23 protein-coding genes are annotated in these 25,599 nt (G+C 63.3%); 12 read left to right on the forward strand and 11 right to left on the reverse strand.

From position 1 onward, the window contains the following. Positions 1–356 precede the first annotated feature (356 nt). Genes ACXAJV_RS12960 through ACXAJV_RS12985 form a run of 6 tightly spaced genes read right to left on the reverse strand, consistent with a single transcriptional unit; the run spans position 357 to position 6,257 of the window. Complete coding sequence (locus tag ACXAJV_RS12960; protein WP_475085846.1) at positions 357–2,477, reverse strand: secretin N-terminal domain-containing protein; 2,121 nt, start codon at positions 2,475–2,477, stop codon at positions 357–359. Further along, entirely contained in the window at positions 2,474–2,983 is a 510-nt protein-coding gene (locus ACXAJV_RS12965) for a hypothetical protein (RefSeq protein WP_475085847.1), read from the reverse strand. The genes ACXAJV_RS12960 and ACXAJV_RS12965 overlap by 4 nt, the downstream gene beginning before the upstream one ends. Continuing rightward, entirely contained in the window at positions 2,980–3,546 is a 567-nt protein-coding gene (locus tag ACXAJV_RS12970; RefSeq protein WP_475085848.1) for a hypothetical protein, read from the reverse strand. The genes ACXAJV_RS12965 and ACXAJV_RS12970 overlap by 4 nt, the downstream gene beginning before the upstream one ends. Continuing rightward, the gene (locus ACXAJV_RS12975; protein ID WP_475085849.1) at positions 3,543–4,625 is read right to left on the reverse strand and encodes a hypothetical protein; all 1,083 of its coding nucleotides are present in this window, start codon (positions 4,623–4,625) and stop codon (positions 3,543–3,545) included. Before ACXAJV_RS12975 ends, ACXAJV_RS12970 begins: the two co-directional genes overlap by 4 nt. Next, complete coding sequence (locus ACXAJV_RS12980; protein ID WP_475085850.1) at positions 4,579–5,622, reverse strand: hypothetical protein; 1,044 nt, start codon at positions 5,620–5,622, stop codon at positions 4,579–4,581. The genes ACXAJV_RS12975 and ACXAJV_RS12980 overlap by 47 nt, the downstream gene beginning before the upstream one ends. Beyond that, positions 5,619–6,257: a PulJ/GspJ family protein gene (locus ACXAJV_RS12985; RefSeq protein ID WP_475085851.1), complete on the reverse strand. Its 639-nt coding sequence runs from the start codon at positions 6,255–6,257 to the stop codon at positions 5,619–5,621. Before ACXAJV_RS12985 ends, ACXAJV_RS12980 begins: the two co-directional genes overlap by 4 nt. A 138-nt stretch (positions 6,258–6,395) precedes the next feature. On the opposite strand from ACXAJV_RS12985, the gene gspG reads away from it, so the two are divergent. From gspG to ACXAJV_RS13010, 5 genes are all read left to right on the forward strand, one after another. Beyond that, positions 6,396–6,905 carry a type II secretion system major pseudopilin GspG gene (gene gspG / locus ACXAJV_RS12990; RefSeq protein ID WP_475085852.1) on the forward strand — a complete coding sequence of 170 codons (510 nt, stop codon included), beginning with the start codon at positions 6,396–6,398 and terminating at the stop codon, positions 6,903–6,905. Next, positions 6,902–7,321, forward strand: coding sequence for a prepilin-type N-terminal cleavage/methylation domain-containing protein (locus ACXAJV_RS12995; protein WP_475085853.1), 420 nt, complete (start codon positions 6,902–6,904; stop codon positions 7,319–7,321). The genes gspG and ACXAJV_RS12995 overlap by 4 nt, the downstream gene beginning before the upstream one ends. A gap of 351 nt (positions 7,322–7,672) precedes the next feature. Next, a complete protein-coding gene (locus tag ACXAJV_RS13000) occupies positions 7,673–9,106 on the forward strand; it encodes a hypothetical protein (protein ID WP_475085854.1) in 1,434 nt (477 codons plus the stop codon). Positions 9,107–9,291: 185 nt separating this feature from the next. Further along, on the forward strand, positions 9,292–11,106 hold the full coding sequence (locus tag ACXAJV_RS13005; protein ID WP_475086003.1) for a GspE/PulE family protein: 1,815 nt from the start codon (positions 9,292–9,294) through the stop codon (positions 11,104–11,106). 3 nt (positions 11,107–11,109) lie between these two features. Continuing rightward, positions 11,110–12,312, forward strand: coding sequence for a type II secretion system F family protein (locus ACXAJV_RS13010; protein ID WP_475085855.1), 1,203 nt, complete (start codon positions 11,110–11,112; stop codon positions 12,310–12,312). Here the strand turns inward: ACXAJV_RS13010 and ACXAJV_RS13015 are convergent. After that, positions 12,305–13,108 carry a sulfotransferase family protein gene (locus ACXAJV_RS13015; RefSeq protein WP_475085856.1) on the reverse strand — a complete coding sequence of 268 codons (804 nt, stop codon included), beginning with the start codon at positions 13,106–13,108 and terminating at the stop codon, positions 12,305–12,307. The two genes, ACXAJV_RS13010 and ACXAJV_RS13015, sit on opposite strands and share 8 nt — an antisense overlap. Positions 13,109–13,207: 99 nt before the next feature. Between ACXAJV_RS13015 and ACXAJV_RS13020 the strand changes: the two genes are divergently transcribed. Together ACXAJV_RS13020 and ACXAJV_RS13025 are read left to right on the forward strand one after the other, a co-directional pair. Further along, the gene (locus ACXAJV_RS13020; protein ID WP_475085857.1) at positions 13,208–13,900 is read left to right on the forward strand and encodes a sulfotransferase family protein; all 693 of its coding nucleotides are present in this window, start codon (positions 13,208–13,210) and stop codon (positions 13,898–13,900) included. Then, on the forward strand, positions 13,884–14,861 hold the full coding sequence (locus tag ACXAJV_RS13025) for a hypothetical protein (RefSeq protein ID WP_475085858.1): 978 nt from the start codon (positions 13,884–13,886) through the stop codon (positions 14,859–14,861). Before ACXAJV_RS13020 ends, ACXAJV_RS13025 begins: the two co-directional genes overlap by 17 nt. A gap of 12 nt (positions 14,862–14,873) precedes the next feature. Here the strand turns inward: ACXAJV_RS13025 and fcl are convergent, their stop codons facing one another. Both fcl and gmd read right to left on the reverse strand, forming a co-directional pair. Next, positions 14,874–15,827 carry a GDP-L-fucose synthase gene (fcl, locus tag ACXAJV_RS13030; protein ID WP_475085859.1) on the reverse strand — a complete coding sequence of 318 codons (954 nt, stop codon included), beginning with the start codon at positions 15,825–15,827 and terminating at the stop codon, positions 14,874–14,876. Between the two features lie 3 nt (positions 15,828–15,830). Beyond that, positions 15,831–16,904: a GDP-mannose 4,6-dehydratase gene (gmd, locus tag ACXAJV_RS13035; protein WP_475085860.1), complete on the reverse strand. Its 1,074-nt coding sequence runs from the start codon at positions 16,902–16,904 to the stop codon at positions 15,831–15,833. Between the two features lie 176 nt (positions 16,905–17,080). On the opposite strand from gmd, the gene ACXAJV_RS13040 reads away from it, so the two are divergent. The 5 genes from ACXAJV_RS13040 (at position 17,081) to ACXAJV_RS13060 (ending at position 23,456) form a co-directional block, all read left to right on the forward strand. Continuing rightward, the gene (locus ACXAJV_RS13040; protein WP_475085861.1) at positions 17,081–18,040 is read left to right on the forward strand and encodes a hypothetical protein; all 960 of its coding nucleotides are present in this window, start codon (positions 17,081–17,083) and stop codon (positions 18,038–18,040) included. Then, a complete protein-coding gene (locus ACXAJV_RS13045) occupies positions 18,037–19,713 on the forward strand; it encodes a hypothetical protein (RefSeq protein WP_475085862.1) in 1,677 nt (558 codons plus the stop codon). Before ACXAJV_RS13040 ends, ACXAJV_RS13045 begins: the two co-directional genes overlap by 4 nt. Beyond that, positions 19,710–20,633 carry a sulfotransferase family protein gene (locus ACXAJV_RS13050; RefSeq protein WP_475085863.1) on the forward strand — a complete coding sequence of 308 codons (924 nt, stop codon included), beginning with the start codon at positions 19,710–19,712 and terminating at the stop codon, positions 20,631–20,633. The genes ACXAJV_RS13045 and ACXAJV_RS13050 overlap by 4 nt, the downstream gene beginning before the upstream one ends. A gap of 65 nt (positions 20,634–20,698) precedes the next feature. Further along, positions 20,699–22,558, forward strand: a complete 1,860-nt coding sequence (locus tag ACXAJV_RS13055) for an exostosin domain-containing protein (RefSeq protein ID WP_475085864.1) — start codon at positions 20,699–20,701, stop codon at positions 22,556–22,558. 49 nt (positions 22,559–22,607) lie between these two features. After that, on the forward strand, positions 22,608–23,456 hold the full coding sequence (locus ACXAJV_RS13060; RefSeq protein WP_475085865.1) for an FkbM family methyltransferase: 849 nt from the start codon (positions 22,608–22,610) through the stop codon (positions 23,454–23,456). A 55-nt stretch (positions 23,457–23,511) separates the two neighbouring features. Here ACXAJV_RS13060 and ACXAJV_RS13065 read toward each other — a convergent pair whose 3' ends face one another. Both ACXAJV_RS13065 and ACXAJV_RS13070 read right to left on the reverse strand, forming a co-directional pair. Beyond that, positions 23,512–24,843, reverse strand: coding sequence for a glycosyltransferase family 2 protein (locus ACXAJV_RS13065; protein WP_475085866.1), 1,332 nt, complete (start codon positions 24,841–24,843; stop codon positions 23,512–23,514). Continuing rightward, positions 24,771–25,532 carry a glycosyltransferase gene (locus ACXAJV_RS13070; RefSeq protein WP_475085867.1) on the reverse strand — a complete coding sequence of 254 codons (762 nt, stop codon included), beginning with the start codon at positions 25,530–25,532 and terminating at the stop codon, positions 24,771–24,773. The genes ACXAJV_RS13065 and ACXAJV_RS13070 overlap by 73 nt, the downstream gene beginning before the upstream one ends. Positions 25,533–25,599: the final 67 nt, after the last annotated feature.

Genomic DNA, 25,599 nt, shown 5'->3' on the forward strand with positions numbered 1-25,599 from the left:
TGACGCTGCCAGCACTGGCATGGGCCATGTCGCGGACAGGTATGCGCTGGCGGATCCAGATAGGGCAATGAGAAGAGAGCATATGTCGCGAATGCGGCCGATGAGGATATCAAGGGCGGCGCTGGCTGCGGCACAGCCGCATGTTGCTGCGAAAAGCGCGGGGATCCAGGATTGCCTGGGCGCATGAAGGCAAAAGAGAGCCGCAAAGGATGCGGCTATCACTATGGTTGTCAGGAAAACACGGCGTCGCCGGGAGTGGCGGTGCAATGCTGCTGCCGGTGACATGATCACGGCAACCGCCACGGTGAGACCCGCGATTCCGAGGCAGCCGAATACGCTCTCCGGCAGTTGGGGCATCAATCGCCGGTGCCGGGGACCTGCATGGGGCGTTCAAGCTCCAGGAACGTCTCGCCGGCACCAATCCGCGAAACAAACGCCTCGTTTATCTCGCCTCTGAAGGCTTCGACAATTCGTTGGCGATCGGTCCGGTCATTGAGAATGAACGGCGTCACCAGGACGAGTAGTACACGCTGGTCGTTGTTGAATGTTTCGGTCTTGAAGAGATTGCCGAGCAGCGGGATGTCCTGCACCAGGGGAACCCCGGAGGAGCCTCGGTTGATGTTCTCGCTGATCAAGCCGCCGAGAACCGCAGTCTGGCCGTCCTGAAGCGTGATCGCCGACGTCATTCGCCTATTTGAAATGATCGGGCTGCCGATCGCCTGGTTGGGGTTTTCATCAGCAGAACTGACTTCCTGGGTGATGGCCAGGTCGATCCGGTCATTGCTGAAGACCCTCGGTTCCACGGTCAGCAGGACACCGGTGGAGCGATACTGGATCGATTGCAGAATGTCGGTTGAACCCGAGTCCTGGGTGTTGGCGGCGCGCTGGGACGTGATGATCGGTACGTCGGTACCGACTTGCACTTCGGCAGACTCTCCGGACCGGGCCACGATACGCGGGACAGAAAGAATGTTGATCCGCGAGTTTGTTGCGCTTGCAGCAGCTTCGATGTCTACCTGCCCGGACCTCACGACAGCTGAAAGCCCGCCGCTTGAAAGACCGAGCCCGTCCTGTGTGCCGAGCTGGACATCGCCGCCCATGGTGTCGAGGAAGAATTCCAACCCGAACCGCGTGGTATCGGAAAACACGACCTCAGCGATGGTGACCTCCACCAGCACTTCGGCCACCGGTGTGTCGAGTTGCTCGAGCAGACGGGCGAGGTTGTCATACTCGTCGCGTGCGCCTGTGAATATCAGGCGGTTGCCAAACGTGTCGACTGCGAGCCTCGAGTTGAGTGAGCTGGATGAGCCGGCGGCGCTGCCCGCTTCAGTCTCCGGCCCCGTTGTTTGCCGGGAGGCTTCGCCAAGCACGGTCCGGACAATGGTGGCAAGCTCTTCCGCATCGGTATTGCGAACCTGGTAGACGTAGGATCGCGTATTGTCCTCGCGCTCGGCGGCATCTTCAAGCCGGCGCGCGGTCCGGATGAGATGGGCCAGCGTGTCCTCATTGTGGGCCATAATCAGGATCTGGTTCGTCTGCTCGAGCGCGAGCATTGACAGCGGACGGGCCTGCCGTGTCCCGAGGCCGACCTGATATCCTTCGAGCGACAGGATATCGACGAGGGTCTGGGCGAGCTCTGCAGCGTCCCAGTTGCGTGGGGACAGGGTGACCGCTGCGGCGCCCGAGAAACGGGCGCGATCGAGTTCGTGGATCAGACCGAGCGCACTGTCGACCACGTCGGAAAGCCCGGTCAGCGTCATCGAGTTGATGTCGCGACGCACCTGGATCGACAATTCCTGCTGGTCCGGAAAGGCCTGACGCAGGATGGCCTCCATCTCTGCGGCGTCCGAGAACTCAAATTCCACAAACTGTATGACCGGCCGCAGTGAAGCCGACACGTTTGCGCGGGCGCGGGCCCTGATGATCTGTGGCATGTTGCTGCGCAGATCGCTGCGTTCGACAACGATCGCCATCTCGTCCTGCACTTCGATTGCCAGGCCGTACTCGGAGATCGCGGCTTCGAACAGGCCGAGGAAGGCCGTTGGCGACATGTCCTGCACGCTGCGGAGCGAAACAATATCGTCGCGGTCGGCGACCCCCGGCCCGAGAGCGTACGGGATGCCGAGGATTTCGCCCAGCGCAGTATCGATGAAGCCGGCGAGGGGCTGGGCGGGCAGGGTTGCATTGATTGCTGGCCCTGAAGGCGAAAGTGCTGCGCTCAAGGCTTCGCCCGAGCTTGAAGAGCCGCGCGGGCCGGGGACGCGGCGCTGCCCCGAGACCAGATCCTCCTGCTGCGGCGCTGTGGTTTCGCCGCCGTCGATGTCGGCTGGGCCTGATTGCGGGCGCTCGGCAAGCTGGTCCCGGCGCGTCTCGATGACGGGAGCCAGTTGGGATGACGGGCTGAAAGTCGTGGCGGCGCAGCCGGTCAGTGCTGCCAGGCTGAGGGAGCCGAGAGTGAGTTGCCTAAAGCGATTCATAGCGGCTCCGCATCATTCGAAAGAAAGACATCGATGGTCTGGTAGTCCCCGTCGCGCTCCAGGCGCAGTGTCCTCGGGCTTATCTCGACGATAACCCAGCCGTCAAACAGTTCCTCCCCGGGCACGAAAACGTCGGTGAGGTTCTCCTCGTCGGCTGTATAAAGGCGCCATTCGGCTTCGCGGCGCACGAGCGCGCGGATCGGTGGGCTGTGCGGCGTCATCGTATCGGCGCCATCTCCGGATGATTCACCGCCGGAAGATGCGCCGTTCTCTGCATCCCGCAGAGCGGCGACTGTTCGCGCTGCCGGGAAAAAGTCTGTTGCGCCAAGCCGGGCGACCAGCGCTTCGACATCGGCCCGGCTGGGACCGGTCAACGCGGCAAGGTCGCGGGCCTGGCTGTTCGGCGGGGCGGACGGGGCCGGTGGCGGCAGGGCAATGCCGGCAATCGCGGCAACCGCGCAGGCCGCTCCTGCGGCCGCAAACCTGAGCTGCATCAAGGACATCATGCCGCACTGTCCTCGATGATGGCCGGAGCGACGAGCCGGATCGTTACCGGGCGGTTGCGGCCCTCCCATTCCAGTTCGCCCGGCCGCAGTTCGCCGTCGGCCTGGGTCAGCGCCTCCAGGAATGTGGCAAACCCGCCGCCATTGCTCCGTGCGGTTAGCTCGACCTCGAAAAGGACGGCCTGTCCGGCCAGCGCATCGCTCCGCAAGACGGAGACCCGCGGATTGGTCAGCTGTGATGTGCGCGCAGCGGCTTCGACGGCGCCCAGTATCTGCGCGCTGACCAGCCCGGTCGTGGAGCCGCGCCAGAAGCGCGATTCGACGGACTCGACCTCGGCCTGAGAGCTGGCCAGGACGCTGTTCCAGTCACGCTGTTGGATAGCGGTTTCGCGACCGGCAAGCTCGGTGCGAACTGTCACCAATTGTTGTTCCAGCAGGGCGTTCCGGCTGGCCAGGTCCATTGCCGCGACCACGCCGAGCAGGGTCACTAGGACGATCAGTCCCAGCTGGGCCCGAGGCGTGAGGACGTTGCCGAGGCGCGTGCGCAAGGTCTCGGATACGGTCATGATTCCGGCTCCTGCGGCGTTCCGGCGGCAACCAGGTCCGCCTCGATTTCCCAGTCCCCCTGGGCGCGGGCGCGGCGGATCTCGACATTCGCGAGCGAGGGGGTTGCCTCGAGCGCGCGGACAATCTCGGCCGGATCGGTCTCGGTGCGCGTGCCCAGAACGGCCTCGATCCGCCCCGGCACGATGCGGAACCGGTTCAGCTGGCCGTCGATCGCCTGTGCGGTTTCCGCCAGCTCCGTGGCCGGTGCGAGCGGGTGCGCGAGGTCAAGCGCGGTGCGATAGCTGTCCAGCCGGGCGCTGTTGGCCTGGTAGCGCTGCAGCGCATCGAACTGGGCCGAGCTTTCCTGCACTACGGTGGACAGCTGGTAGCGTGCCGACTGCAGTTCCAGATTGATCCGGATCTGGTTGCCCGCCTGGTAGAGCAGGGGGGTGCCGACCAGAAGCAGGGCGGCCAGAGCCGCATGAAGCGGCGTGACGCGGGACAAGTGATCGCGCACGCGTCCTTCGGCCGTCTCGATGGCCGAGGCCGGCCTTGCCGTTTCCTCGTCCTGTCCGTGAAGGCCGCAACTGCGCACGAACAGGTCGAGATCGGTCTGCGAGGGGCGGCGCTCCCAGAAGCGGCTGGCAAACAACTCGCCCCGCCGGAAGACCTGGCCTTCATAACCATCCTGCAGCTCGCGCAGCCTGAAATCGTCGGCGGGCGGTTCGGCGGGCGCGGCCAGGACAGGTTCCGGAACGATCCAGGCATTCGCCGGAACGCCCAGCCGCTCCAGCCGGGTACGATCCCAGGACCAGGCAATGGCGTGGCGCTGGCCCCAGCTGATCGAGAGGCCCGGATCGGTGAAGGGCGCACGGTTTCTTGCTGCGAGTTCGACGGCCCGGCGGACCCGCTCGTCAGCACGACCGGCCGGGCGCTCGATCCGTTCGAAGTGCAAAAGGGCCCGGCTGACGACGAAGCGTTCGCCGAACAGCACGGCGCGGACAAGCGCGGACGCCGGGCGCGGCGCAACGCCGCCCGCTGTCACGCGACGGTCAATCGGTCTGAGGAAGCCTGGCAAGTTCGCCGACCTCTTCGACATGGAACGCCCCTTCGATTTCCGAGCCCCCGACGATATGCGTAAACGCAATATCATAGGGTTTGTACAAGCTTGCCAGCGTCAGGTCGATCCGGGTCAGCTGCACAAAGCGCGCCTCGGGGCGGTGTGTGATGATGAGGAAGCTGGGCCCGGGCAGGGCCGAATTGTCTTCCAGCGTGTCCAGTCCCTCAATGCCCAGATCGGAAAATCGTACCAGCGCGTTGCGGTTTTCCAGCGCGTCCATGGCCCGCTCGACGGCCGTTTCGTCGTCCAGCAGCCGGTGCAGCAGGTATTCCGGCGCCAGCCGGCCGCTCATCACGCCGGGCGCGCCGGCAAAGGCGTAAAGATCCATCAGCCGCGGATCGGCGCACAGGGCAACTTCCTCGGACCAGCCCAGCGCGCCGCAGGCATCGGCGGCGGTGGACAAAGGTGCATTGCGCGGCGTGCGGCCTTCGGGATATTCGGCCGTTTCCGCGCCGCCCAGGCGCCGCTGATCGTCCTCGTCGATGAAATCCTCCAGTCGCGCCGCCAGCCGTTCGGCATCGGCGCGCGGTATGCCCAGCGCCTGCAGCAGTGCGCGGGCGGCCGGCCCGGTGTCATCATTGAAACTGATCAGCCCGTTCACCCCGACCAGGCGCACCACGACCGGCCCGCCCGGCGCGTCGACCAGATAGGGATCGCCCGTCGTGGACACCGGTTCGCCGCCCTCGCCGAAACCGCCGCTGACCGGGTCGGGGTTCATGACGCCGCCGACCCGCAGCTGGCTCAGCCCCATCGGCTCGGTGAGCAGCAGCGTGACAAGTGTGTGCTCCGCCAGGGCGAAATCGTCCAGCGCTGCATCGCGGTCCTGCAGCCGTGCCAGCGTGGCATTGGCCACGCTCATCGCGGTGTAGGCCGCGCCCAGCAGCACGGCGATGATGGCGATCGTCCACAGCGCCAGCGGGAAGACATAGCCGCGCCGTATCCCGCCGGCATGGCGGCGCGTGCGCCGGCCGGTCACAGGATGTCCTCCACATCGCTGCCGCGCATCGGCGGTGTGTGCCAGCCCGCCGATGCAACCGCCCACAACAGTGTGCCCTCGCTGTCCACCACCATCACCAGTTCCGGCGGCGGGCGGAAATGATCGTAGAAAGGATCGAAATCCGCTTCCGGCGGCCACACATCCATTGTCTCCGGCGGCTCGCCGGCATAGAGCCCCGTCAGCGTCCGGTAGGCATAGCGGAACTCGGCCTCCGCCGCCTCGAACCGCATCACCTCGAAGGCAGTATCGCCCTCGCGATAGGCCAGCACCGTGCCGCCGCCGGCAGGGGCGAGCGTCATGGAAAACGGTGCGGGCACGCCATGCGATCCCAGTACGGGCCGCCGGGTCAGGCCGGCCAGGCGGGCCGTGTCGCCGGTATAGACGCCCGGCTTGTCCAGATAATCCGGCGCCGCCGCCGCCAGCGCATCGCGCACCGCCGACACCGAGAACTCCCGCTCCAGCGCATTGGCAAGCGCCCGGTTCACCCGCGCACTGCCCTGGGCAACCGAGGCGATCGACTGCAAGAGGACCAGCGCCGTGATCGATGCGATCACCAGCGCTATCAGCGTCTCCAGCAGGGTGAACCCCCCGCACCTGTCGTCTCGCTGTGTCATCTCGTCCTAGAATGCCGCCGGGCCGTATGGTAAGTGACTGACAAGTAGCCGGCATGCAAGTCCCCGCACTCTGGGCGGGGCTCCGCCGCCTCGAGGATACGCCGCCAGGATGCGGCCGCCAGGATGTGAGTGTGTGCAATGATGCGTTTGGCCAGACGATTCGCCGACCGGGTTCGCAAGGGTTTCCGCCGCCGCGGCGCTCAGCATGAAGCCGGCTATTCGCTGATGGAAGTCCTCATCGCGGTGGCCATCATCGCCACCCTGGCAGCCCTTGTTGCGCCGCGCCTGTTCGGTCAGCTCGACAGTTCCAGACAGGCCGCAGCCCTCACCCAGATCCGCATGATCGAGACGGCGCTCGACACGATGCGCCTCGATCTGGGCCGCTATCCCAGCCAGGAAGAAGGGCTCACCCTTCTCGTTGCGCCCAGCGCCGATGCCGGGGCCAACTGGAACGGGCCCTATATGGATGGCGGCCTGCCGCAGGACCCCTGGGGCGCGGTCTATCAGTATGAGGCCGGCGAGGACCTGTCCCGCCGCGGCCGCATTTTCAGCCTCGGTGCCGATGGCGCACCGGGTGGCGAAGGCCTCAATGCCGATATCGATCCGCGCGCCGGCGCCGCTGTTGAAGGCCAGGACACGGTCGGGTGACACGGTGCCGCACCCGCGGCCCTGCCGGCCGGCAGGGCGGCTACAGCCTGCTGGAAGTCATGATCGCCCTGGCGATTCTCGCCCTCGCAGTGGCCATGTCCATTCCCTCCATGGCCGCACTGCATGAACGCCAGCAGGTGCGCGAGGCCTTTGCCGCACTCAATGCCTGGATGCTCGACCAGCGCACGGCGGCCCGCCTCGCCGGAGCCCCTGTAAGCCATGCCGCCGGTCCGCTCGCCGGCCTGCCCGGCCTGCCGCGCGGCTGGCAGGCCGAGCTCGTCCAGCCCTGGAGGCTTCACCCGTCCGGAGCCTGCAGCGAAGGCCGTATCCGCATGACCAGCCCGCGCGAGCGCATCTGGGAGCGCCCCGTCACCCCGCCGGCCTGTCGCGCCGAATTTGAAGTTGTGTCGTCCTGATGAAGCACGCGGATTCAGCCCGGGGGCTCTGCCAGTGGAAGAGCCCGCACACACGACCGGTTTTCCGTTTTTTTTCAGCCCCGTGACAATCCGGTGACGGACACAGTGTGGCTTTCGTGTCGCGCTGGAAGTGTTGCGGTGCGACGTGATTGTTTCCGGTTGACAGATGGCCCGCTGATCGGCTTTCTTGCTCCGCAGCGTCACGGGGTTTCTCTGGCGCGAAAGGTGAGGGGGAGGCACCGGCTGCTCATCGCAGCCCGTCATTAACGAAACCGTCACCTGGATCGTTTGAAAAACGTCGTGGCTGCTGTCATGGCCATGACTTTATGTAGGAAAGAGGGGGTTTTCCCTATGAAAATGACTCAACTTCTCACCGGTGCGGCGGCGATCGCCCTCGTTGCTGGTGCAGCGCAAGCGCAGACTGCTACAGGTGGTGGTGAACTCGTGGAAACGTATGCCTCTGAGTTTGAGGGTACGATCGGTGCGGAAGCCACCGTAACGGTCGACACGACCGCCGCTACGGGTGATTTTGCCGGTCTGGGTAACGGTTCTCAGATGCGGGTGACTTTCGACTTTACCAATCTGACATTCCTGGAAACCATCGACGCTACCGACGTCTCAGGTGTTGGGGATGTTAATTGTGATTTCACTGCTGTCTTGGGCGGTGGACTTGGTGCTTCGTCGGTGACTTTCGAAACCTCTGCGACTGGTACAAACTTCAAAACCTGCGCTCAAACGCGGATCTTCGAGTTTGACCTGCAGCGTTCGACTGCCGGCGTCGACGGCACGGTCGATGTCTCTTATGCTTGTACGGCAGATTGCGCAGGCTTCACGGATTATGCTGATCCGACCATTACGCTTGTTGACGAAGACGATTCGTATCCGGCTGCCGGTCGCGTTGCTGTCGCGGGTGCCACTGTCACGCTGCCCGCAACCGGTATCACTGCTGGGGCCAACGCTCTCGGTAGCGTTGATTTTGGTTTCGACAATAGCTTCTTTATCGATGACAATGGCACTACAATTGGCGGCGGCGGTGTTCAAGCAATCGCTGCTGGTGATGCAGTGGCAAGCGCAGTTCTTGCGGTGAACTTCCCGCAGGGCACGGATGGTATTGCTTCGGTTGCCGTAACGGGCGTCGCAGCCGCCTGTGTTGAAGATGCGCCGAACAATCGCTTTACCTGCGCAGTAACGGGTTCAGAGCTCGATGCCATCGATGCTGCGGGCGCCATCACCTTCACCGGTGACAATACGGACCCGATCCCGCAGCAAACGCCGACCGTTGAGATCGAAGTCACTGCCAACGCCGGTTACAGCGTCGGCAATATGGCGGCCGCTGATCTTGCCGTGATCGAGTGGGATGATGGACTGAACGTGGACACGCCCGCCAACAACAGCTTCGAGTGGGTGAGTGTTCGTTCTTCCGGTGGCACCGATAGCGTGTTCCGCATCACAGGTATGCCGACCGATCTGTCGGCAACGGGCGCTTGCGTAGAAGTGCAGGCCGGCCGTAGCAACACGACCATCGCGAATACCGGTTGGCAGTGTGTCGCGAGTTCTGTCAGCGCTTCGCAAGACGGTACGTGGACTGCAGTTGTGCGTTCTTCCGATCTGAATGCCGCTCTCGGCGCTGGTGAGGGTAATGCCGATATTGAGCTGCGTGTTCGTCGCGACGAAGCGGCAGGTGTCGATGGCGCAAACAATGCCGACTACGTTATCCGTCGTGTGCTCGCCCGGAACGGGATCGTGACGGGTACGGGCTTCGACGGCAACCCGACGAACCCGTAAGACAAATCTTGTCTCGACAGAATTGGGAAAGGGCGGCTTCGGCCGCCCTTTCTTTTTGTCTGCGTTCCGGCGGCGATGCGCGTTCCGGGCCGCCCCGCATCAGCCGCGGGGCTTGCCTTGACGGCGGGGGCACGGTCTAACTCGTCGAGCGTGCCGGGCGGCGGCACGACGGGAGGGTGTGCGTGATGGATCGACGCCGGATCGGTGAATTGCTGCTGGATGCGGGGGCCGTCACGGCCGCCGATATCGACCAGGCGCTCGCTTATCAGCGCGAGACGCCCGTCCTGTTCGGCCAGGCCCTGCTGCGCCTCGGCGCCGTCGCCGAAGAACGTCTCCTGTCTGCCTTGTCCGCCCAGCTCGGCCTGCCGGTCCTGCCGCCTGCCGCGCTGCCGCGCGAGGAAGCCCTTTATGCCGCCGCGCCCGCCGCGCTCGGACTGCCCTTGCGCTGGCTTTCAGAAAAAGGGGCTGTCCTGTGGTGGTGCGCACCCGGCGATGCCGGTTTCACGGCGCTCACCGGCGAGGCGGTTGCTGCGCTGCCCGCCGCCGGCGCCGCCGACCTCGTCGTCCTCGCCCGCAACCCGCTCGATCCGGGCCTGCTGGAACGCCTCGGCGGTGCCTGGTCCGGCGAGACACGTCTCGTTCTCGGTCCCAACCGTCTGCTGGAAAGCGCGCTCGCCCGCCTGCAATCGGCCGGGGCCCGAACCCGCGAGAGCGCGTTGACCGATGTGGAACGCCTGCGCGAAATGGCCGAGGAAGCGCCCGTCATCGACTTCGTCAATGCCGTGTTCGAGGATGCCCTGCGGGACGGCGCGTCGGATATCCATATCGAACCCTTCGAGCACGAATTCCAGGTCCGTTTCCGGGTCGATGGCGTGCTGCGCCAGGTCCAGACCCAGCCGAAATCCCGTTTCGATGCCGTCGCCTCGCGCATCAAGCTGGTTTCCGCCATGGATATCGCCGAACGCCGCCTGCCCCAGGACGGCCGCCAGACCGTGCGTTTCGCCGGCCAGGATATCGACCTGCGTGTCTCCTCCCTGCCCGGCGCCTGGGGCGAATCGCTGGTGTTGCGCCTGCTGCGCAAACGCCAGGAATTGCCCTCGCTGGACGGTCTCGGACTGGCCGGGCCGCAGCGGCGCGTCTTCGACCGCATCATCCGCGAACCCAATGGCGTGATCCTCGTGACCGGTCCGACGGGGTCGGGCAAGTCGACCACGCTCTATCGTGCGCTCGAACTCATCAATGATGGCCAGCGCAAGATCATCACCATCGAGGACCCGGTCGAATACGATATGGACGGCGTCACCCAGGTGCAGGCCCGCGCCGATATCGGCTATGACTTTGCCCGCGGGCTGCGCGCCATCCTGCGCCAGGATCCCGATGTCATCATGATCGGCGAGATCCGCGATACCGAGACCGCGCGCATCGCCATCCAGTCGGCCCTGACCGGCCACCTCGTCTTCTCCACCCTGCACACCAATACCGCGCTCGGCGCCATCGAGCGCCTGACCGATCTGGGCGTCGAACCCTTCCTTGTTTCCGCCTCGCTGCGCGGCCTGATCGCCCAGCGCCTGCTGCGGCGCCTGTGTCCCGAATGCGCGGCGCCCGCTCCGGCCGACGAGGTCGCCGCTGCTGACCGCCTGATCGCCGTCGCCCGCGAGCGCGGTGTCCTCTGGCCGGACGATGCCTTCGACAGCCCCGCCAACTGGCGTGTCGCCCGCGGCTGCGATGCCTGCCGGGGCCAGGGCTATACCGGCCGAATCGCTGTCTATGAGGCGGCGGCCGTGGACGGGGGCGTCAAGGAGGCCATCGCCCACGCCGCCGGCCAGGAGGCCATCCTCGATGCCGCGCGCAAGGCGGGCTATCTCTCCATGCTGGAGGACGGGCTGCTGAAGGCGCGCACCGGTGTCACCTCGGTCGCGGAAGTCATGCGCGTGCTCGGTGGCGGGGCCGAGGAGATCGAGGCCCCCGCCGCCCTGCAGGCCGCGCACGGCCGGGGCTAGGGCATGACCAGTTTCAGCTATAAGGGTCTCAAGCGCGATGGCGGTTCGGTCGAGGGCCGGATCAATGCCGCCGACGATGCCGAGGCGATCAGCCAGCTGCGCAATCAGGGCATACTGGCCTATGAGGTCCGCTCGGCGGACGGGCAGGGACAGCGCTTCGACCGCCGCCGCGCCCGCCCCAAGGACCGTCATCGTTTCATCCGCCAGCTCGCCACCCTGCTGAAAGCCGGTTCTCCCCTGCTGGCAGCTTTCGACAGCCTGCTCGAGGAAGAGCCGTGCCGCGAGCTGTCCGAACAGATGCGCCTGATCCGCTCGGATCTGCGCGGCGGCGGGCGACTGTCCGGTGCGCTGAGCCGGCATATGCCCGTCCTTCCCGATTATGCGCCCCGCCTGGTCGAGCTGGGCGAGGCCACCGGCTCGCTCGATGTGCGCCTCAACGAGGTGGCCAGCCAGATGGAACGCGACCTCGCCTCGGTCGAGGAAGTGCGCAATGCGCTGGCCTATCCGGCCTTCCTCGCCGTCGCGGGTGTTGGCGCCGTCATCTTCATCTTCATGTTCGTGGTGCCGCGCTTTTCAGCCTTGCTCGACAACGCCCAGGCCGACATCCCGGCCATCTCGCGGATCGTTCTGGGCATCGGCCAGTTCTTCAACGCCAACGCGCCCCTGGTGATCGGCGGGGCGGTCGTCGCCCTGGTGCTGATTGTGCAGGCCTGGCGCGCGCCGGCCACGCGCCGGGCGCTGACGGTGGTGGCGTTCCGGATGCCGGTCCTCGGCCGGTTTCTCGAGTCCAGCGATACGGCGCGCTGGGCCCGCGTGACCGGCACCGCCCTGTCGGCCGGCGCCGGCCTGATCGACGCCCTGGCCCTGGCCGAGCGCGGCGTGCTGTCGCCCCGTCGCCGTGAGGGTCTCGAACAGGTGCGCCGCGCCGTGCGTTCCGGTGAAGCGCTGGAAACCGCCTTGCGCGCTCACACAACCACCGATGCGATGACACTCAATCTCGTGCGGACCGGCCGCCTGTCCGGCGCGCTCGACGAGATGCTGATCTTCGTCGCCGAGGCCGGTGAGCAGGAGGCCCGCAATCTCGCCAAACGGTTGACCTCGCTCGCGGAGCCCCTGGCGATCGCCTTCATCGCCTCGATCATCGGCCTGATCGTGATCAGCCTCGTCCTGGCGATGTCCAGCCTCTACAGCTTCCAGATCAACTAACCGGTCCGTCCAGCCAGCCATGCTCCGCGCACCAGGCGATCTGGTCGGCGCGAAACACCGACAGGTCGGCCTGCCGCCAGCGGCCGACGCTTTCAGGAATCACGACGCCCGCGCAGGCCTCCGCCAGGACATCCGCCGAGGGATCGAAGCCGAGCGCGGAACATGTTCCGGACAGCACGGCTTCGGGCGCCTGCACGAAACGGTCATAGTCCAGCTCGCCGGTCCGTCCGGGATAGCGCGTGCGCCGCTGAAGCTGGGTCTCGTAGGCCTGGATCCACAGATCGAGCTGGGCCGCCGCGAGTGAGCCGCGGCCTGCCGCATCGATCCCCAGCTGTGGCCCCCACCGTTTGAGCTGGTTGGTGTTCTCGCTGAAGGCCATGTCCAGCGGGTGGCGGTGGACAAAGAGGAAGCGCGCATCCGGCCACGCGTCCAGAATCGCATCGGCGAAGACGTGGCTGTTGGGTTCCTTGATCATGAAGGGCTGGCTGCCGGCCGGCGGAACCCGCTCCGTCACCGCATCCGTGAGCCGGTCGAGCGGCGGGGCCCCCGGCGCCGTGCCCGAGATCGCCACCTGGCGCAACACGGCGAGGCGGTCTGTGACCGGCGGCACGGGCTCGTCCATCCAGCCGGTGCGGACAAACAGGTAGGTGAAGCTCAGACAGTCCCGAGACCGGTTCAGCGCCGGTCCATGGACATAGCCGATCCGGTTGAAGGCGTCGGCAACGGCACGGGTGCCGGAGCCACCCAATGCGCCGATCACGAGAACATGCGGCTTTGTACGACCGGAAGACGGCATCCAGCGGCTCCTTGCGCCTGTATCGGCGGCTCGTCGTGACCGCCTGCATCGGTTACCTTCTCCCCAGCCTGCCGGGGCTGCGTCAAGGGGAAGCCGATCATGAGTGACACTACCTGCTATATCGTGCTTGGCATGCATCGCAGCGGCACGAGTGCGCTGACCGGAACCCTGCTCGAGGCGGGTGTCTATCTGGGACGTGTGCTTGACCAGAGTATCCAGCGCAATCCCAAGGGGCTGCAGGAACCCCCGGCCGTCCTTTACATGCAGGAGGACCTGCTGAAAGCAAATGGCGGCAGCTGGAACGAACCGCCGGAGCGCGTGGAATGGCGCCCGTTGCATACCGCTGTCCGTGACCTGTTCATCGAATCCCGGCGGGATGCCGGTCCCTGGGGGTTCAAGGACCCGCGCACGCTATTGACCCTCGACGGCTGGCTGGACGTGCTCCCGTCGGCGCAGCCCCTGGGCATTTTCCGGCATCCTCTGGCGGTCGCCAGGTCTCTGGAAAGCCGCAACGGGTTCCCTGTCGAGAAGGGGCTGGACCTCTGGCTGGCGTATAATTCGCGTCTGCTGGACTGGCAGAAGCGCCTTGGCTTTCCGGTCATTCAATGTGTGCGCGACAATGCCGTCATGCAGACCAAGCTGGCGGCATTGCTCGCCGCACTCGGCCTTGCGTCGGACCGGCCGCTGGAATTCTTCGACACGTCCCTGCAAACCGTGGATGAGAGCGGGGAGGTAGAGCTGCCGGTGCGGGTCCGTGAGGTATGGGACGGCCTGCTTGAACGTGCGCTCTGATTTCACCTTCCAACCGCTGACCACGCGCCTCTTTCCGAAATTCGAGGGCGCGGATGCATACGCGCTGACCGGGATTGCAGCGCGATGTGACTGGGTCGTCCTGAGTGATCGCAAGGAACCTTATGTCGCGGACCGTATCCACACGGATGTCCGTTCAGTGCGGACAGTCTTCGTGTCGATGAGGGCGCACGAGCACGCGCTTGCGCATTTCTTCGACGTCGTTCTGCCGCAGCTTGTTTCTCCATTCGTGCTGGTGACGGGATCCGAGGATATAACGCTGCCACGGCAAATCGATCAGCGCTGGCCATCACTGGATAGCGGATTGCGCGAGAAGCTGGTCGGGCTGCTCGACCATCCTTTGCTTGTGCACTGGTTCTGCGAAAATCTTGACCAGAAGAGCCATCCCAGGCAGTCACCACTACCGCTGGGAATGGTCTACCCCCAGGCCGCCGCCGACGTCCGGTCGGAAGTGCCCGAGTGGGCAGGCTTCGGGCAAAAATATCCGCGGATTCTATGTGCGCACCGCGTTCGGGAGGGCGGGCAATGGGAGCCGCGCCGACGCGTTACCGAACTCGCCAAATCCCATTGGCGTGGTTTCACCACTGTTCTGGAAGAATCCGTCGATGAGGCAGAATTCGCGGCGTTGATCCGAAACCATGCCTTTGTCCTCTGCGTGGAAGGGGGCGGGCTGGATCCGTCACCCAAGGCCTGGCAGACACTTTTGAACGGTTCCATCCCTGTCATGCGGCGAACGGCTGTTTCTGAGGCCTACAGTGTTTTTCCATCGATCCAGATCGATGATTGGGAGCCGGACGCGCTATCCGCTGACAAGCTCGATGACTGGTTCGACGCCTTTTACCGGAACGGATACCTCGCTCGTGAACGCCCTGCCATCATCGAGAAGCTCGGCATCGACTACTGGTGGCGCCGGATACAGGCATGTCTGGCCAGGCAGGCCTGACGATCGATCAGCTTATGACGACGCGCGGATCTGCTCTTCATGTTGCAGGAACCAGTTGTATGCGTCGGCGAGACCCTCGCGAAGTCCGATCGACGGTGACCATCCGAGCTCGCGCAACCTGTCCGCACTCATCAGTTTGCGGGGCGTGCCGTCCGGTTTGCTCAGGTCCTTGGTCAGTTCGCCGTCAAATCCGACGACGCTCATGACCAGGCGGGCGAGGTCCTCGATTGGCAGATCCTCTCCGGAACCGACATTGACATGGTCAGAGCCGGAATAGACCTTCATGAGATGAACCAGTGCATCCGCGCAGTCGTCGGCGTGCAGGAACTCGCGCCGCGGGGAGCCGGTTCCCCAGATTTCCATGGAGCTGGCTCCGTCGATCTTCGCTTGGTGCGCCTTGCGGATCAGGGCCGGTATCACGTGCGAGTTCTGCAGGTGATAATTGTCCCCGGGACCATAAAGATTCGTGGGCATGGCGGAAATGAAGTCGACGCCATACTGCTTGCGATAGGCTTGGCAGAGTTTGATCCCCGCGATCTTCGCGATCGCATACCATTCGTTCGTCGGCTCAAGTGACCCGGTAAGCAGAGCGTCCTCGACAATTGGCTGGTCGGCAAACTTGGGATAGATGCACGACGAGCCGAGGAAGAGGAGTTTCTCCACACCTGCGGCGTGGCTTGCGTGGATGATGTTCGCGGCGATCATCAGGTTCTGATAGAGAAACTCAGCCGGATAGGTATCGTTTGCGTAAATTCCGCCGACCTTGGCGGCGGGTACGAAGACGGCATCGGGCCGATTGTTTGTCAGCCATTGTGCCGTTGCCGACTGGTCGATGAGATCGAGTTCGCTGCGCGTCACCGTCAGGATCCGGGCAGGTTGTTCCCGTTCAAGCCGGCGCACGAGTGCAGAACCAACCATGCCGCGGTGGCCGGCAACCCAGATTCGCTTGCCCGCGAGCTCGTACATGGCTCAAACGTCTCCGTGGTTTGAGCGGTATGTCGCCTCAATGTCGATGACCTTGAGGTCGCTCTTGACCATCTCGGCCACTAGGTCTGCGAACGGGGTGCTGTGGGTCCAGCCGAGTTTCTCCCGGGCCTTGCTGGGATCGCCGATCAGGAGATCAACTTCCGTCGGCCGGTAATAGCGCGGATCGACTGCGACCAGGTCAGCTCCGGTGCTGGTGCAACGCCCAACCTCGTCCTCACCGCTTCCGGTCCACTCGAGGGTTATGCCGACTTCCTTGAAGGCCAGCTCGACAAACTCACGAACGGTATGCGTTTCGCCTGTTGCGAGCACGAAATCGTCGGCTTCGTCCTGCTGGACGATGCGCCACATGCCCTCGACATAATCTTTCGCATGCCCCCAGTCCCGCTTGGCGTCGAGATTGCCGAGATAGAGCTTGTGCTGCCGACCGTGATGAATGGCTGCGACGCCGCGTGTGATCTTGCGGGTGACGAATGTTTCGCCGCGCGTCGGTCCCTCATGGTTGAAGAGAATGCCGTTCGAAGCGTGCATGCCGTAGGCCTCACGATAGTTCACCGTGATCCAGTACGCGTAAAGCTTGGCGGCCGCATACGGGCTGCGCGGATAAAAGGGGGTTGTTTCCCGCTGGGGAACTTCCTGGACGAGCCCGTAGAGTTCCGAGGTCGATGCCTGGTAAAATCTGGTCTTTTCCTCAAGCCCCAGGATGCGAAGTGCCTCGAGAATCCTGAGCGTTCCGATGGCATCGGCATTGGCCGTGTATTCGGGCGTCTCAAAGCTCACCTTTACGTGGCTCTGAGCTGCGAGATTGTAGATCTCGTCGGGTTGAATTTGCTGAACCAGGCGAATGAGATTGGTCGAGTCCGTCATGTCTCCATAATGCATGAAGAAACGCGTGTTCGCCTCGTGCGGGTCGACATAGAGATGGTCCACCCGCTGGGAATTGAATGATGAAGCCCGACGCTTCAGCCCGTGGACCTCGTAACCCTTCTTCAGCAGCAATTCTGCCAGGAAGGCTCCGTCCTGACCGGTAACTCCGGTGATAAGTGCGCGCTTCGCCATTAAACTCTCGGTAGCTGAACAACGGGACATGAAGGAGCCCTGTTAGACCGTCACCAGATCGATGACAAGCGCTGCACCTGCCCGTACCCACGTGTTTGAGATGGCGGAGCTAGCCGCTAGTCTTGTTGCCCGAACTCTGGTGAGTTATCCGGAGAAAAAGGGCGAGGATTGAGGGTGTGAGTTTGCTGTATACGATAGTGCGTCCCGAACTATCCCTCGGATCAGGGGCCAATCTCGCGCCAATCGGGCGTGCGTGCGCATTCGATCATAAGGATATCCTCGACCGGTTGGGAAAAGATTCTGGTACCCGGCTGGTGATGTGGGCTGCGCCTGCGGCGCACTTGCTGGCTGCCGCTCTTGCCGACGGGCAGCAGCTTGCCGATGCGAAATCGGAGGCTGAGGGGATTGTCTCCACAGTTCTGGATATTTTCCGCAGGGCTCGGCGCAAAGTGCTGATACTGCCGGTGGAGGCGAGTGGCATCGCTTCGCAAAAATTGGTCACCGTGATCGATGCGTACTTTTCGGATCGCACGCAGCCGGCACTGGGCATTGACCGTGCAGAGTATGTCGAAGTCGCTGCCGACCAGCTCCTTTTGCGGTCTGTGGCGGCGGCGGCCGTAAAAGCATCCTCCCGTCTTGAACGGCTGGATCGCGAGCTGGAAGCTTGCATGGCGCATGCCGAGCCGAGCGCCGAGCTGCGAGCGCAGGAAGCCCAGGTTGCTGTTGAAGCGGCCAATCAGCTTCTGCGAAGCCGTGGTTCCGGCAATCGCATGCCTGCAGGTATCGAGGAAGGGCCCGTTTCGGCCCTGGATGCCCAGCGTGTGCTCAACGGCGAGCTCCAGGACGCGCTCGTGGCCTGTCAGGGCGAGCTGGAATGGTATCATCAGCTGGCCAGCAAAAAGCAGGGCGGGTTGGAGCAGAGGCGCCTCGAACGGGAGTTGCTGAACGCGCGGAAGGAGAGCCGCGTGTTGCGTGACCAGCTGGCAGCGCTGGAACAGCAGTACACTTGGGTGAGCAAGGATGCCGATGAGTTGCGGACTGCACTCGAGCAAACCCGGAACTCGACGTCGTGGCGGTTGACGGCTCCGATCCGGCGGTTGCGCGGAAATCAGGTTCCCAAGAAGGTGCGCGATTGATGCAGAGCGGATTTGGTTTCGACGGCGAACGTCTCAGCCTGCTCGTCCGTATCGGGTGTGGCGAGCGCGCTTACCTGGGCGACGAGCGGATTGCGGACAAGCTGATGCTGGTTGAGCCGGACCCCGAGCGGGCACAGTCGGCGCGTACATGGTTGCAGCAAACCGGCGCGGGCGTACTCGTCGAGGCGGCCGTTGCGGATGAGGACGGCGAAGGAACCTTCAGAAGAACCAGTTTCGCCGACATGAACAGTCTGCGGGGGGGGACCGGAGCCATCGCACTCTTTCCCGGGGTGCGGGCGCTGGAGACATGCACCGTGAAGACGGTGAAACCGCGAAACCTGTTTCAAGCTGGCCTGGAAGACGCAAGCAACGGTCCGCGCGGGCTGATTGTCGACGCTCCGTCGGAGGTCCTGCTCGTTCTGGATGATCTTCACCGGGCCGGCCTGCTGGCGAAGTTTTCGCATATCATCGTCCGGGTGTCCGAGGAGCCGCTCCACGAGGGAGGGGCAGACCGCCGCGCCTTGGGTGCCTGGATAGCCGACGCCGAGTACACCTTGTCCTGGGAGGAAGACCCGACCGATCCTGATGTCCGCTATGCGCGACTGCACCCTGATTGGCGGGCCAAGATCGTCCGGCGCGAAAGCCAGATCGAAGCTCTTGAAGGCGCATTGGAGGAGGCGCGCCGTTCATACGCTGTCGCGTCCGAAGAGGCTCAGAGCAGTTTGACGGCATATGAAGGTGTGCTGTCCGAGCGGGATGAGCTGTCAGAAAAAAATGACGCGCTGCAACGGTCATTGTCAGGGGTATCGGCTGATCTTGAGGCCAGCCGTGGGGCATTGGATGTAGTGCGTGAGGAGCGAGAGGCGCTCGAAGCAAGCTGGCTGCAGGATGCCGAAGCGCGTCAGGCGTCTCTCACACAGCTTCGTGAGCAGCTGGCAAAGCTCCGCGAGGAACGTGATTCGCTGGATGAGGCGCGCGGGACTGCCGAGGCGGATCTGGCGTCGACACGTGAGGCGCTGGCAAAGCTCCGCGAGGAACGTGATTCGCTGGATGAGGCGCGCGGGACTGCCGAGGCGGATCTGGCGTCGACGCGTGAGGAGCTGGCAAAGCTCCGCGAGGAACGTGATTCGCTGGATGAGGCGCGCGGGACTGCCGAGGCGGATCTGGCGTCGACACGGGAGGAACTCGCAAAGCTTCAAGAGGAGTTGGCGAAGCTCCGCGAGGAACGGGACAACCTCAAGGAGGCTCGAGCCGGCGCGCTCAAGGACTCCGAGGCCAATCTGCAAGCGTTTGAGGCGATGCGAGCAGAGCGTGACCGCTTGAAAAGCAGTTTGTCAGCGGCAACGGAAAGGGCGGACGAGCAGGCCCAGTCTTTGCAGCGGCTAGGCGCAGAGCTGGAGGAGTTGCGCGACGACAATCGCCTGTCGTTGCGGATCCAGCGGATCGCCCAGGCTGATCTGGCCGACCTTCAGGACCGCTATGCGGCCCTTTCTGGTGAAAAGCGCGAACTGGAGGCGTTTCTGGACGAGCTTGCCGAGAATGTCGCGCAGGCCATGGCGGTTTCTGAGGCCACGCATGATGAACAGCTGGCGGCACCGTCCGGCGCATCATCGAAGAGTTCAGGAAGCAAATCTGCTCGGCGCAGCAGGAAGAGTCGGGCTCAGTCTTCATGACAGCGCTGACGCCACATTCACGCACGCCCCCGTCGGCGCGGGATTCTTCCTGGGGCAATGAGCTGCCGGCTGAAGTGATCGCACGCCTTTCACGGCAGGATCTTTCAGGGCTTGCCAGGAAACTGGAGCAGCGGCCAGCTGCAACCCGGCCTGTTGTACGCACGATACACCATTTCGCTTGCACGGGCGGGACCCTGATATCCAGAGGGCTGCAGTCTCAACCCAATACGATGCTGCTGAGCGAAGTGGATCCGCTCAGTACAATCCAGTTGAAGACTCAGAGGTCGCGCTTTGCACCAACCGACCCGGTTCTGCTTGCGCGTGGTGCGTTGAACCCGATCGGTGACGACACTGCAGTCGACATGTTCCTGGCGTCGCTCGATGTGTTGTCCCGCGCACTGAGCAAGGCCGGCCGAAATCTTGTTCTGCGAGACCATGCGCATTCACAGTTTTGTACAGATGTGGACTGGAAGACGCGACCCAGCCTTGGCGGGATGTTGCGCGGCGTGGTTCCGGTGCATTCCCTCGTGACGGTGAGGCATCCAGTCGATTCATTTCTGGCTCTGGACCGCAATAATTGGCGTCACTTTTCGCCATTCTCGCTCGACGAGTACTCGCGGCGCTACTCAGCCTTCCTGGACGAGTATGATGGTATTCCGACGATCAGATATGAACGGTTCGTCTCGGATCCTGACGAGACCATGCGCGAGATCTGCCGTCATCTGGACCTCCCGTACAATCAGGACTGGAAAGCGCTCATTTCCATCATGAAGCTCTCGGGTGATAGCGGACGGCGGGGTGACAGGATCTCGCCGAGGCCGCGCCGCGAATACGCCGGTGAACTCTCTGAGGAGGCGCGGGCAAGCCTTGCTTATCGGGAGTTGTGCGACAGAATGGGCTATGACGCATCGCTGGACTAGTTGTCAGGTGCGCGGGGGTGCATCGCAGCGGGTGATGCTGGGTGAAATTCTAAGGGGTGGTGGTCTTGTCGATTAGTCTCTTCATGCCGTATTTCCGGCCGGCTCAAGATGAGCGGCGGCGGGAGCTGGAGCTTTGTCTCGATAAGAACCGGGAGAATGAGCGGCTTTCTCACATCTATCTCATGGTCGATGATGATGTTGAGGTGGATACGGGCGACGGACGGGTGACGGTGATCCGCATGGACCGGCGTCCGACTTACCAGGACTGGACGCGCCTGACCGAGGCGTGGTGCCCGGACCACATTTCTGTTCTGGCGAATGCCGACATCTACTTCGATGACACGGTGACACGCCTGGAAGAACTCTTCGAAGCCGATCCGACCGCGTTTGTTGCGCTCAGCCGGTATGAGCTCACTGGTGAACAGACGCGCCTTCATGCCAACCCCCACTGGTCGCAGGATACGTGGGCATATCGCCCGTCGCATGCATCGAACCCGGACCGCGACCGGTGCCTGAACTTTCCCCTCGGTGTCCCGCGCTGCGACAACAAGGTCGCCTATACTTTCGCGGTCTATGGGCATGCCATCTACAATCCCTGCCATGTCGTCCGGAGTATTCACGTTCATGAAACAGGGCTGCGGACCTATGACAAAAAAGGCGACATGCGAATTGTCGGTGGCGCGGCCATGGTGCATGCGAGCGATGGACTTCTGGATCCCGCGAAGCTCGACATAGAGGTCTGGCCGGTCAAGGCCGACCAGTTCGACGCCGTCAAGATCAACAAGTCACTGGAACGCTGGGCAGGCGAGCGCGGCACCAGCCTGCCGGTTGTTCGCAGACCCGAACCCATATCTGCAAAGGACCCGCTTGCCACACTGTCGAAGCCCGCTTTCCTGAACGTCGAAAGCGAGCCGTCCCCGGCGTCGCGCCGGGGCGAGGTCTATGTTGATCGCAACGTTGCGGCCTTCGATGCTCATTGGCAACACCCGGCAATTACCGAGCAGCATGCCTTCGATCAGGTCAGATTGCTTGCGGTGCGGGGAGGAGAGGTCGCGTATCTCGGCTTCCCCTGGGCGACACTGATAGACGTCAGCAATCACAACAAGACGGATACGGAGAGGCTCGCCGAACTCCGCGAAGGTCTTGAGCAAGTCGCGGCGGCGCTTGTTGGCCACCGTCGCATCGTCACCGTCTGCCAGCATATCCACATGCTCAAGTTTCCCGAGCTGTTCGAAGAAGCCGGTGTAACGGATGTATTCTGGTCGCACGCGACCCACGACCGGCTGCGGTTCGGTTCAGATCGGAAAATCGAGATCCATCCCTTCCCGCTCTATCCTGTCCAGGTTCATGATGGCGAAGAGATACCGATCGCCGAGCGCGAGTTTCTTTTCTCGTTTGTGGGCGCCAAGGCGACCCCGATCTATCTCACGCAATCGCGGACCTATCTGATAGAAGAGCTGGGTGAGCATCCGCGCGGACTGGTCCGTGATCGCGATACCTGGCACTACAACCGGATCGTCTACGACAACCAGGTTCTCGGGCGGGCCAAGAGCCATGTCGGCCTTGTCGACAGTGCGGCCTCCGACGAATTCAAGACCGTGATGCGGCAGACACAGTTTGCGCTCTGCCCGTCCGGAACCGGCCCGAATTCGATACGGCTCTGGGAGGCAATGGCGAGTGGCGCCATACCTGTTGTGCTCGCCGATACCTACAAGGCGCCAGGTTCGCCGGCGATATGGGAGCAGGCCGTTCTGCAATGTCCGGAAGATCGCGAAAGCATCCGGGCTCTGCCCGACCGGCTTTCGGCAATCGCGGACGATCCGGAAGGGCTGTCCCGTCGCAGGTCAGCCTTGAAGATTCTGGCGGCGCGGTATGGCAAGGCGAATTTCGTTCCGGACGTGCTGAAACTGATGCAGGTCGGCTAGTCCGTCGGCAGGCACAGAAAGTCTGTAAAAGCTCATGGGGACTTCGAACATGTTGAAACACGATCCGGTATTCTCTGAATACAGCGCGATGAAGGTCGAGGCTGACGGAGAGTCGATCTATGATTTTCTGGGCGTCGGTACGAAAGTGCGGTTCAAGAAGGGGTGGGCGAAATTCGCGCAGCCGGCTGGCGTGAGCTACACGCCAAACCTTCCCGTGCGTAATGAGCACTATCTGGACTGGGTCGTGGTCCTGGAGAGTGTCGTGCGCGCCCGGGGCAGCTATCGCATTGTGGAACTCGGCGCCGGTTGGGGAACCTGGACGTCGGCGGCCCTGGCGGCTTGCAGGCAGAGCCGTGCGGTCACGGATGTTGAAGCGGCTGCAATCGAGGCTGATCTGACGCACTGGAAATGGATGAAGGAGCATTTTGCCAACAATGCCCTTGCAGGGAATGGTGTGCACCTCATTCGAGGAGCGGTAAGCGCGAGCCCCGGCGAGATATCGTTTCCGGAAATTGACAATCCCGACGAGGACTATGGCGCCTCGACGCGTAATGTCGCCAACGCTCCGCGATATGTGACGGTCCGCGCCTACACGATCGGAGAGATTCTTGGCCTCTTGTCCGGCCCCGTGGATTTCATGCACGTCGATATTCAGGGGGTGGAGTACGATGTTATTCCACCGTCCATGGAATTGCTGAACGCGAACGTCAAAGCGATCCTCGTCGGGACGCACATCTCGTCCGAAAAGCACCATGGCATGGTGAGGTTGTTCGAGGATGCGGGCTGGCGAATCCGTATGAATTACGAACGGGGCCAGCTTTGCGATACGCCTTACGGGGAAATCCAGCTGGGCGATGGTGTTCTGGTCGCTGAAAACCCGCGATTTGTCGCGGGATAGAACTCCGGATCAGGTGTTTCTGGACCGGGCAGGCCCGCTTGGCTGTCCGGTCCGATCACTCCGGTTCTGAAGCCGTTCCTGCAGCCTGGCCGCTGTGGCGCTCGCGGTCGTCAGAAACGCGTACGCGGCTTAGCCGGTCCAGTTCAAGCTCGATCATGTGGCGGGCATAGGCTTCCCGCGCACCGGAAGAGCGGCTCTCCTCAACGGCGACCAGGAGCGTCCGGACGATACGCCGTGTCTTGATCGCGATAGCGGCGATCAGACTTGCCAGAAAGCCCAAGCCGAGCGCGAGTGCGACCCAAATGGCTGCAGCAGGCAGCAAGGCCGCGACAGCTGCGCCGAGGAGCAGGGCGATGAACGCGCCGGCAATGAAATGCCGGTTCCGGAACGCAACGCCGGTCCAGCCCGTTGATGAGGACGATGCGGGCTCCAGCTTCGTCTTTGGCAGATCACCCGAGATGTCCGGCAGTAGCGGTGACCCTGAGCGGAGTGCGTGGCGTGTCACCGGCGGAGGGTCGCAGACGCCCAGCTGCGGCGTGAGCGCGGTGCGCTCGGCTTGTGACAAGTGGCGCGGAGACTCCGGCAGCAGACTGCCGTAGCGCGATTTGAACGCCGCATCTGCCTCGGAAAGCTCGCGCTTCAATATACGATCGACTTCCCGCATGTAGAGCGCATGGCTTTCGACCGATCTCTGCCCGTCCCGGATGCGGAAGCAGCCCAGCATTGAGTCGACGGAATACAGGTCGGCATGGCGGAAGAAACGCGCCCAGAGGTCGAAATCGTTGGCGACATCGAACTGCGTGTCCAGCGCGCCGCCAGCCCGGTCCCAGAGTCCGCGGCGCCAGAATGTCGATTCTTGTTGTATCCAGAGGTGATCGCCTGCGAGAAAGCGCAGGCGTGACCAGGGTTTGAGCGGCCCGACATAGTTGATCCGGCCGCTCGTGTCGCACGTTGAAGGCAAGCCGGTGATCCATTCGATCTCGGGGTAGCGTTCAAAGATTTGCGATACGATGGACAGACACCCGGGCAAAAGGACGTCGTCGGAATTGATCCACCCCATGATCTCGCCCTGCGTCGCGGCGAAACCCTTGTTGATCGCGTCTGCGTGCCCGTTGTCCGGCTCGATGATGACTGAGGACACCTGGTCTTCATGGCGCTGGAGTATGGCTGCCGACCCGTCCGTGCTGGCGCCATCAACCAGGACATAGTCGAGCGGCTCGTACGACTGATCGAGGACGGACCTGAGGGTCGTTTCCAGAAATTGTTCGCCGTTATAGTTCGGCGTGACCAGGCTTATGGTGGGACGTGTGTTCGTCATCGTGCGCGCCGCCAGCGATTTTCGAGGGTATGAGCGGCAAGGGATGCCGAGGACTTGAATGCGGACCAATGGCCGGATGTCCGGCGAACAAGATCGTAGACCTCTTTCAGCCGTCTTGCCGGGATTTCACCGGTTTTTGTGTCATCGCCGATATAGACCGCGGAAAGCGTACGCGGCGTGTGGAGGAACTGAGCACCATTCTGCCGGAGCCGGACCCAGAGGTCCCAGTCCATGACGTATTGCAGCTCCCTGTTGATCCCGCCGATGGCATCGAGGGCTTTGCGCCGTACGAAGCAGGAGGGCTGGGAGATGATGTTCGACCGGTAGAGGAGGTCCGACATCTCCGCGACCTGGTCATGCACGCCGATCAGCTTGCCGGTGGCATCTATGAAATCCGAGTGTCCGTAGACAATATCGGCCTCGGTCTGCTGCTCGAGAATAGAGCGAACGGTTTCGAGCGCGCCCGGTTTGAGCCGGTCATCGCCGTTCAGCCAGAAGACGACGTCGCCGCCGATATTTTGCCAGCCCTCGTCGATGGCGGCTGATTGTCCGGCGTCGGTGCCATGGCGGCGGTAAGTGAATTGCAGGCCGCTCGTGTCGGCCGCCTGTGCAACCCGGTCGTCGCCGGAAGCGTCGAGCAGGGCGATTTCGAGCGCGACATCCTGACAGGCCAGGCTGTCGAAGGCTGCGGGAATGAACGGGTGCCACGCGCCGATCGGAATCGCGACAGCGAATGAGGGGCTTGAGCGCGTGGCCACAGCTTCAATTTCCTCGTGACTGACAGGGGGTTGGCCAGACCGTTTGACGCCTTGAGACCTGTTTAGC

It is taken from the genome of Maricaulis sp. ABE4_448 (assembly GCF_056160825.1).

Coding starts and splice junctions, on each gene's coding strand:
- ACXAJV_RS12960 (WP_475085846.1), bottom strand. CDS start 2,477: ATGAATCGCTTTAGGCAACTCACTCTCGGCTCCCTCAGCCTGGCAGCA.
- ACXAJV_RS12965 (WP_475085847.1), bottom strand. CDS start 2,983: ATGATGTCCTTGATGCAGCTCAGGTTTGCGGCCGCAGGAGCGGCCTGC.
- ACXAJV_RS12970 (WP_475085848.1), bottom strand. CDS start 3,546: ATGACCGTATCCGAGACCTTGCGCACGCGCCTCGGCAACGTCCTCACG.
- ACXAJV_RS13010 (WP_475085855.1), top strand. CDS start 11,110: ATGACCAGTTTCAGCTATAAGGGTCTCAAGCGCGATGGCGGTTCGGTC.
- fcl (WP_475085859.1), bottom strand. CDS start 15,827: ATGTACGAGCTCGCGGGCAAGCGAATCTGGGTTGCCGGCCACCGCGGC.
- ACXAJV_RS13050 (WP_475085863.1), top strand. CDS start 19,710: ATGACAGCGCTGACGCCACATTCACGCACGCCCCCGTCGGCGCGGGAT.
- ACXAJV_RS13005 (WP_475086003.1), top strand. CDS start 9,292: ATGGATCGACGCCGGATCGGTGAATTGCTGCTGGATGCGGGGGCCGTC.
- ACXAJV_RS13060 (WP_475085865.1), top strand. CDS start 22,608: ATGTTGAAACACGATCCGGTATTCTCTGAATACAGCGCGATGAAGGTC.
- ACXAJV_RS13000 (WP_475085854.1), top strand. CDS start 7,673: ATGAAAATGACTCAACTTCTCACCGGTGCGGCGGCGATCGCCCTCGTT.
- gmd (WP_475085860.1), bottom strand. CDS start 16,904: ATGGCGAAGCGCGCACTTATCACCGGAGTTACCGGTCAGGACGGAGCC.
- ACXAJV_RS13020 (WP_475085857.1), top strand. CDS start 13,208: ATGAGTGACACTACCTGCTATATCGTGCTTGGCATGCATCGCAGCGGC.
- ACXAJV_RS12975 (WP_475085849.1), bottom strand. CDS start 4,625: ATGTCGAAGAGGTCGGCGAACTTGCCAGGCTTCCTCAGACCGATTGAC.
- ACXAJV_RS12985 (WP_475085851.1), bottom strand. CDS start 6,257: ATGACACAGCGAGACGACAGGTGCGGGGGGTTCACCCTGCTGGAGACG.
- gspG (WP_475085852.1), top strand. CDS start 6,396: ATGATGCGTTTGGCCAGACGATTCGCCGACCGGGTTCGCAAGGGTTTC.
- ACXAJV_RS13015 (WP_475085856.1), bottom strand. CDS start 13,108: ATGCCGTCTTCCGGTCGTACAAAGCCGCATGTTCTCGTGATCGGCGCA.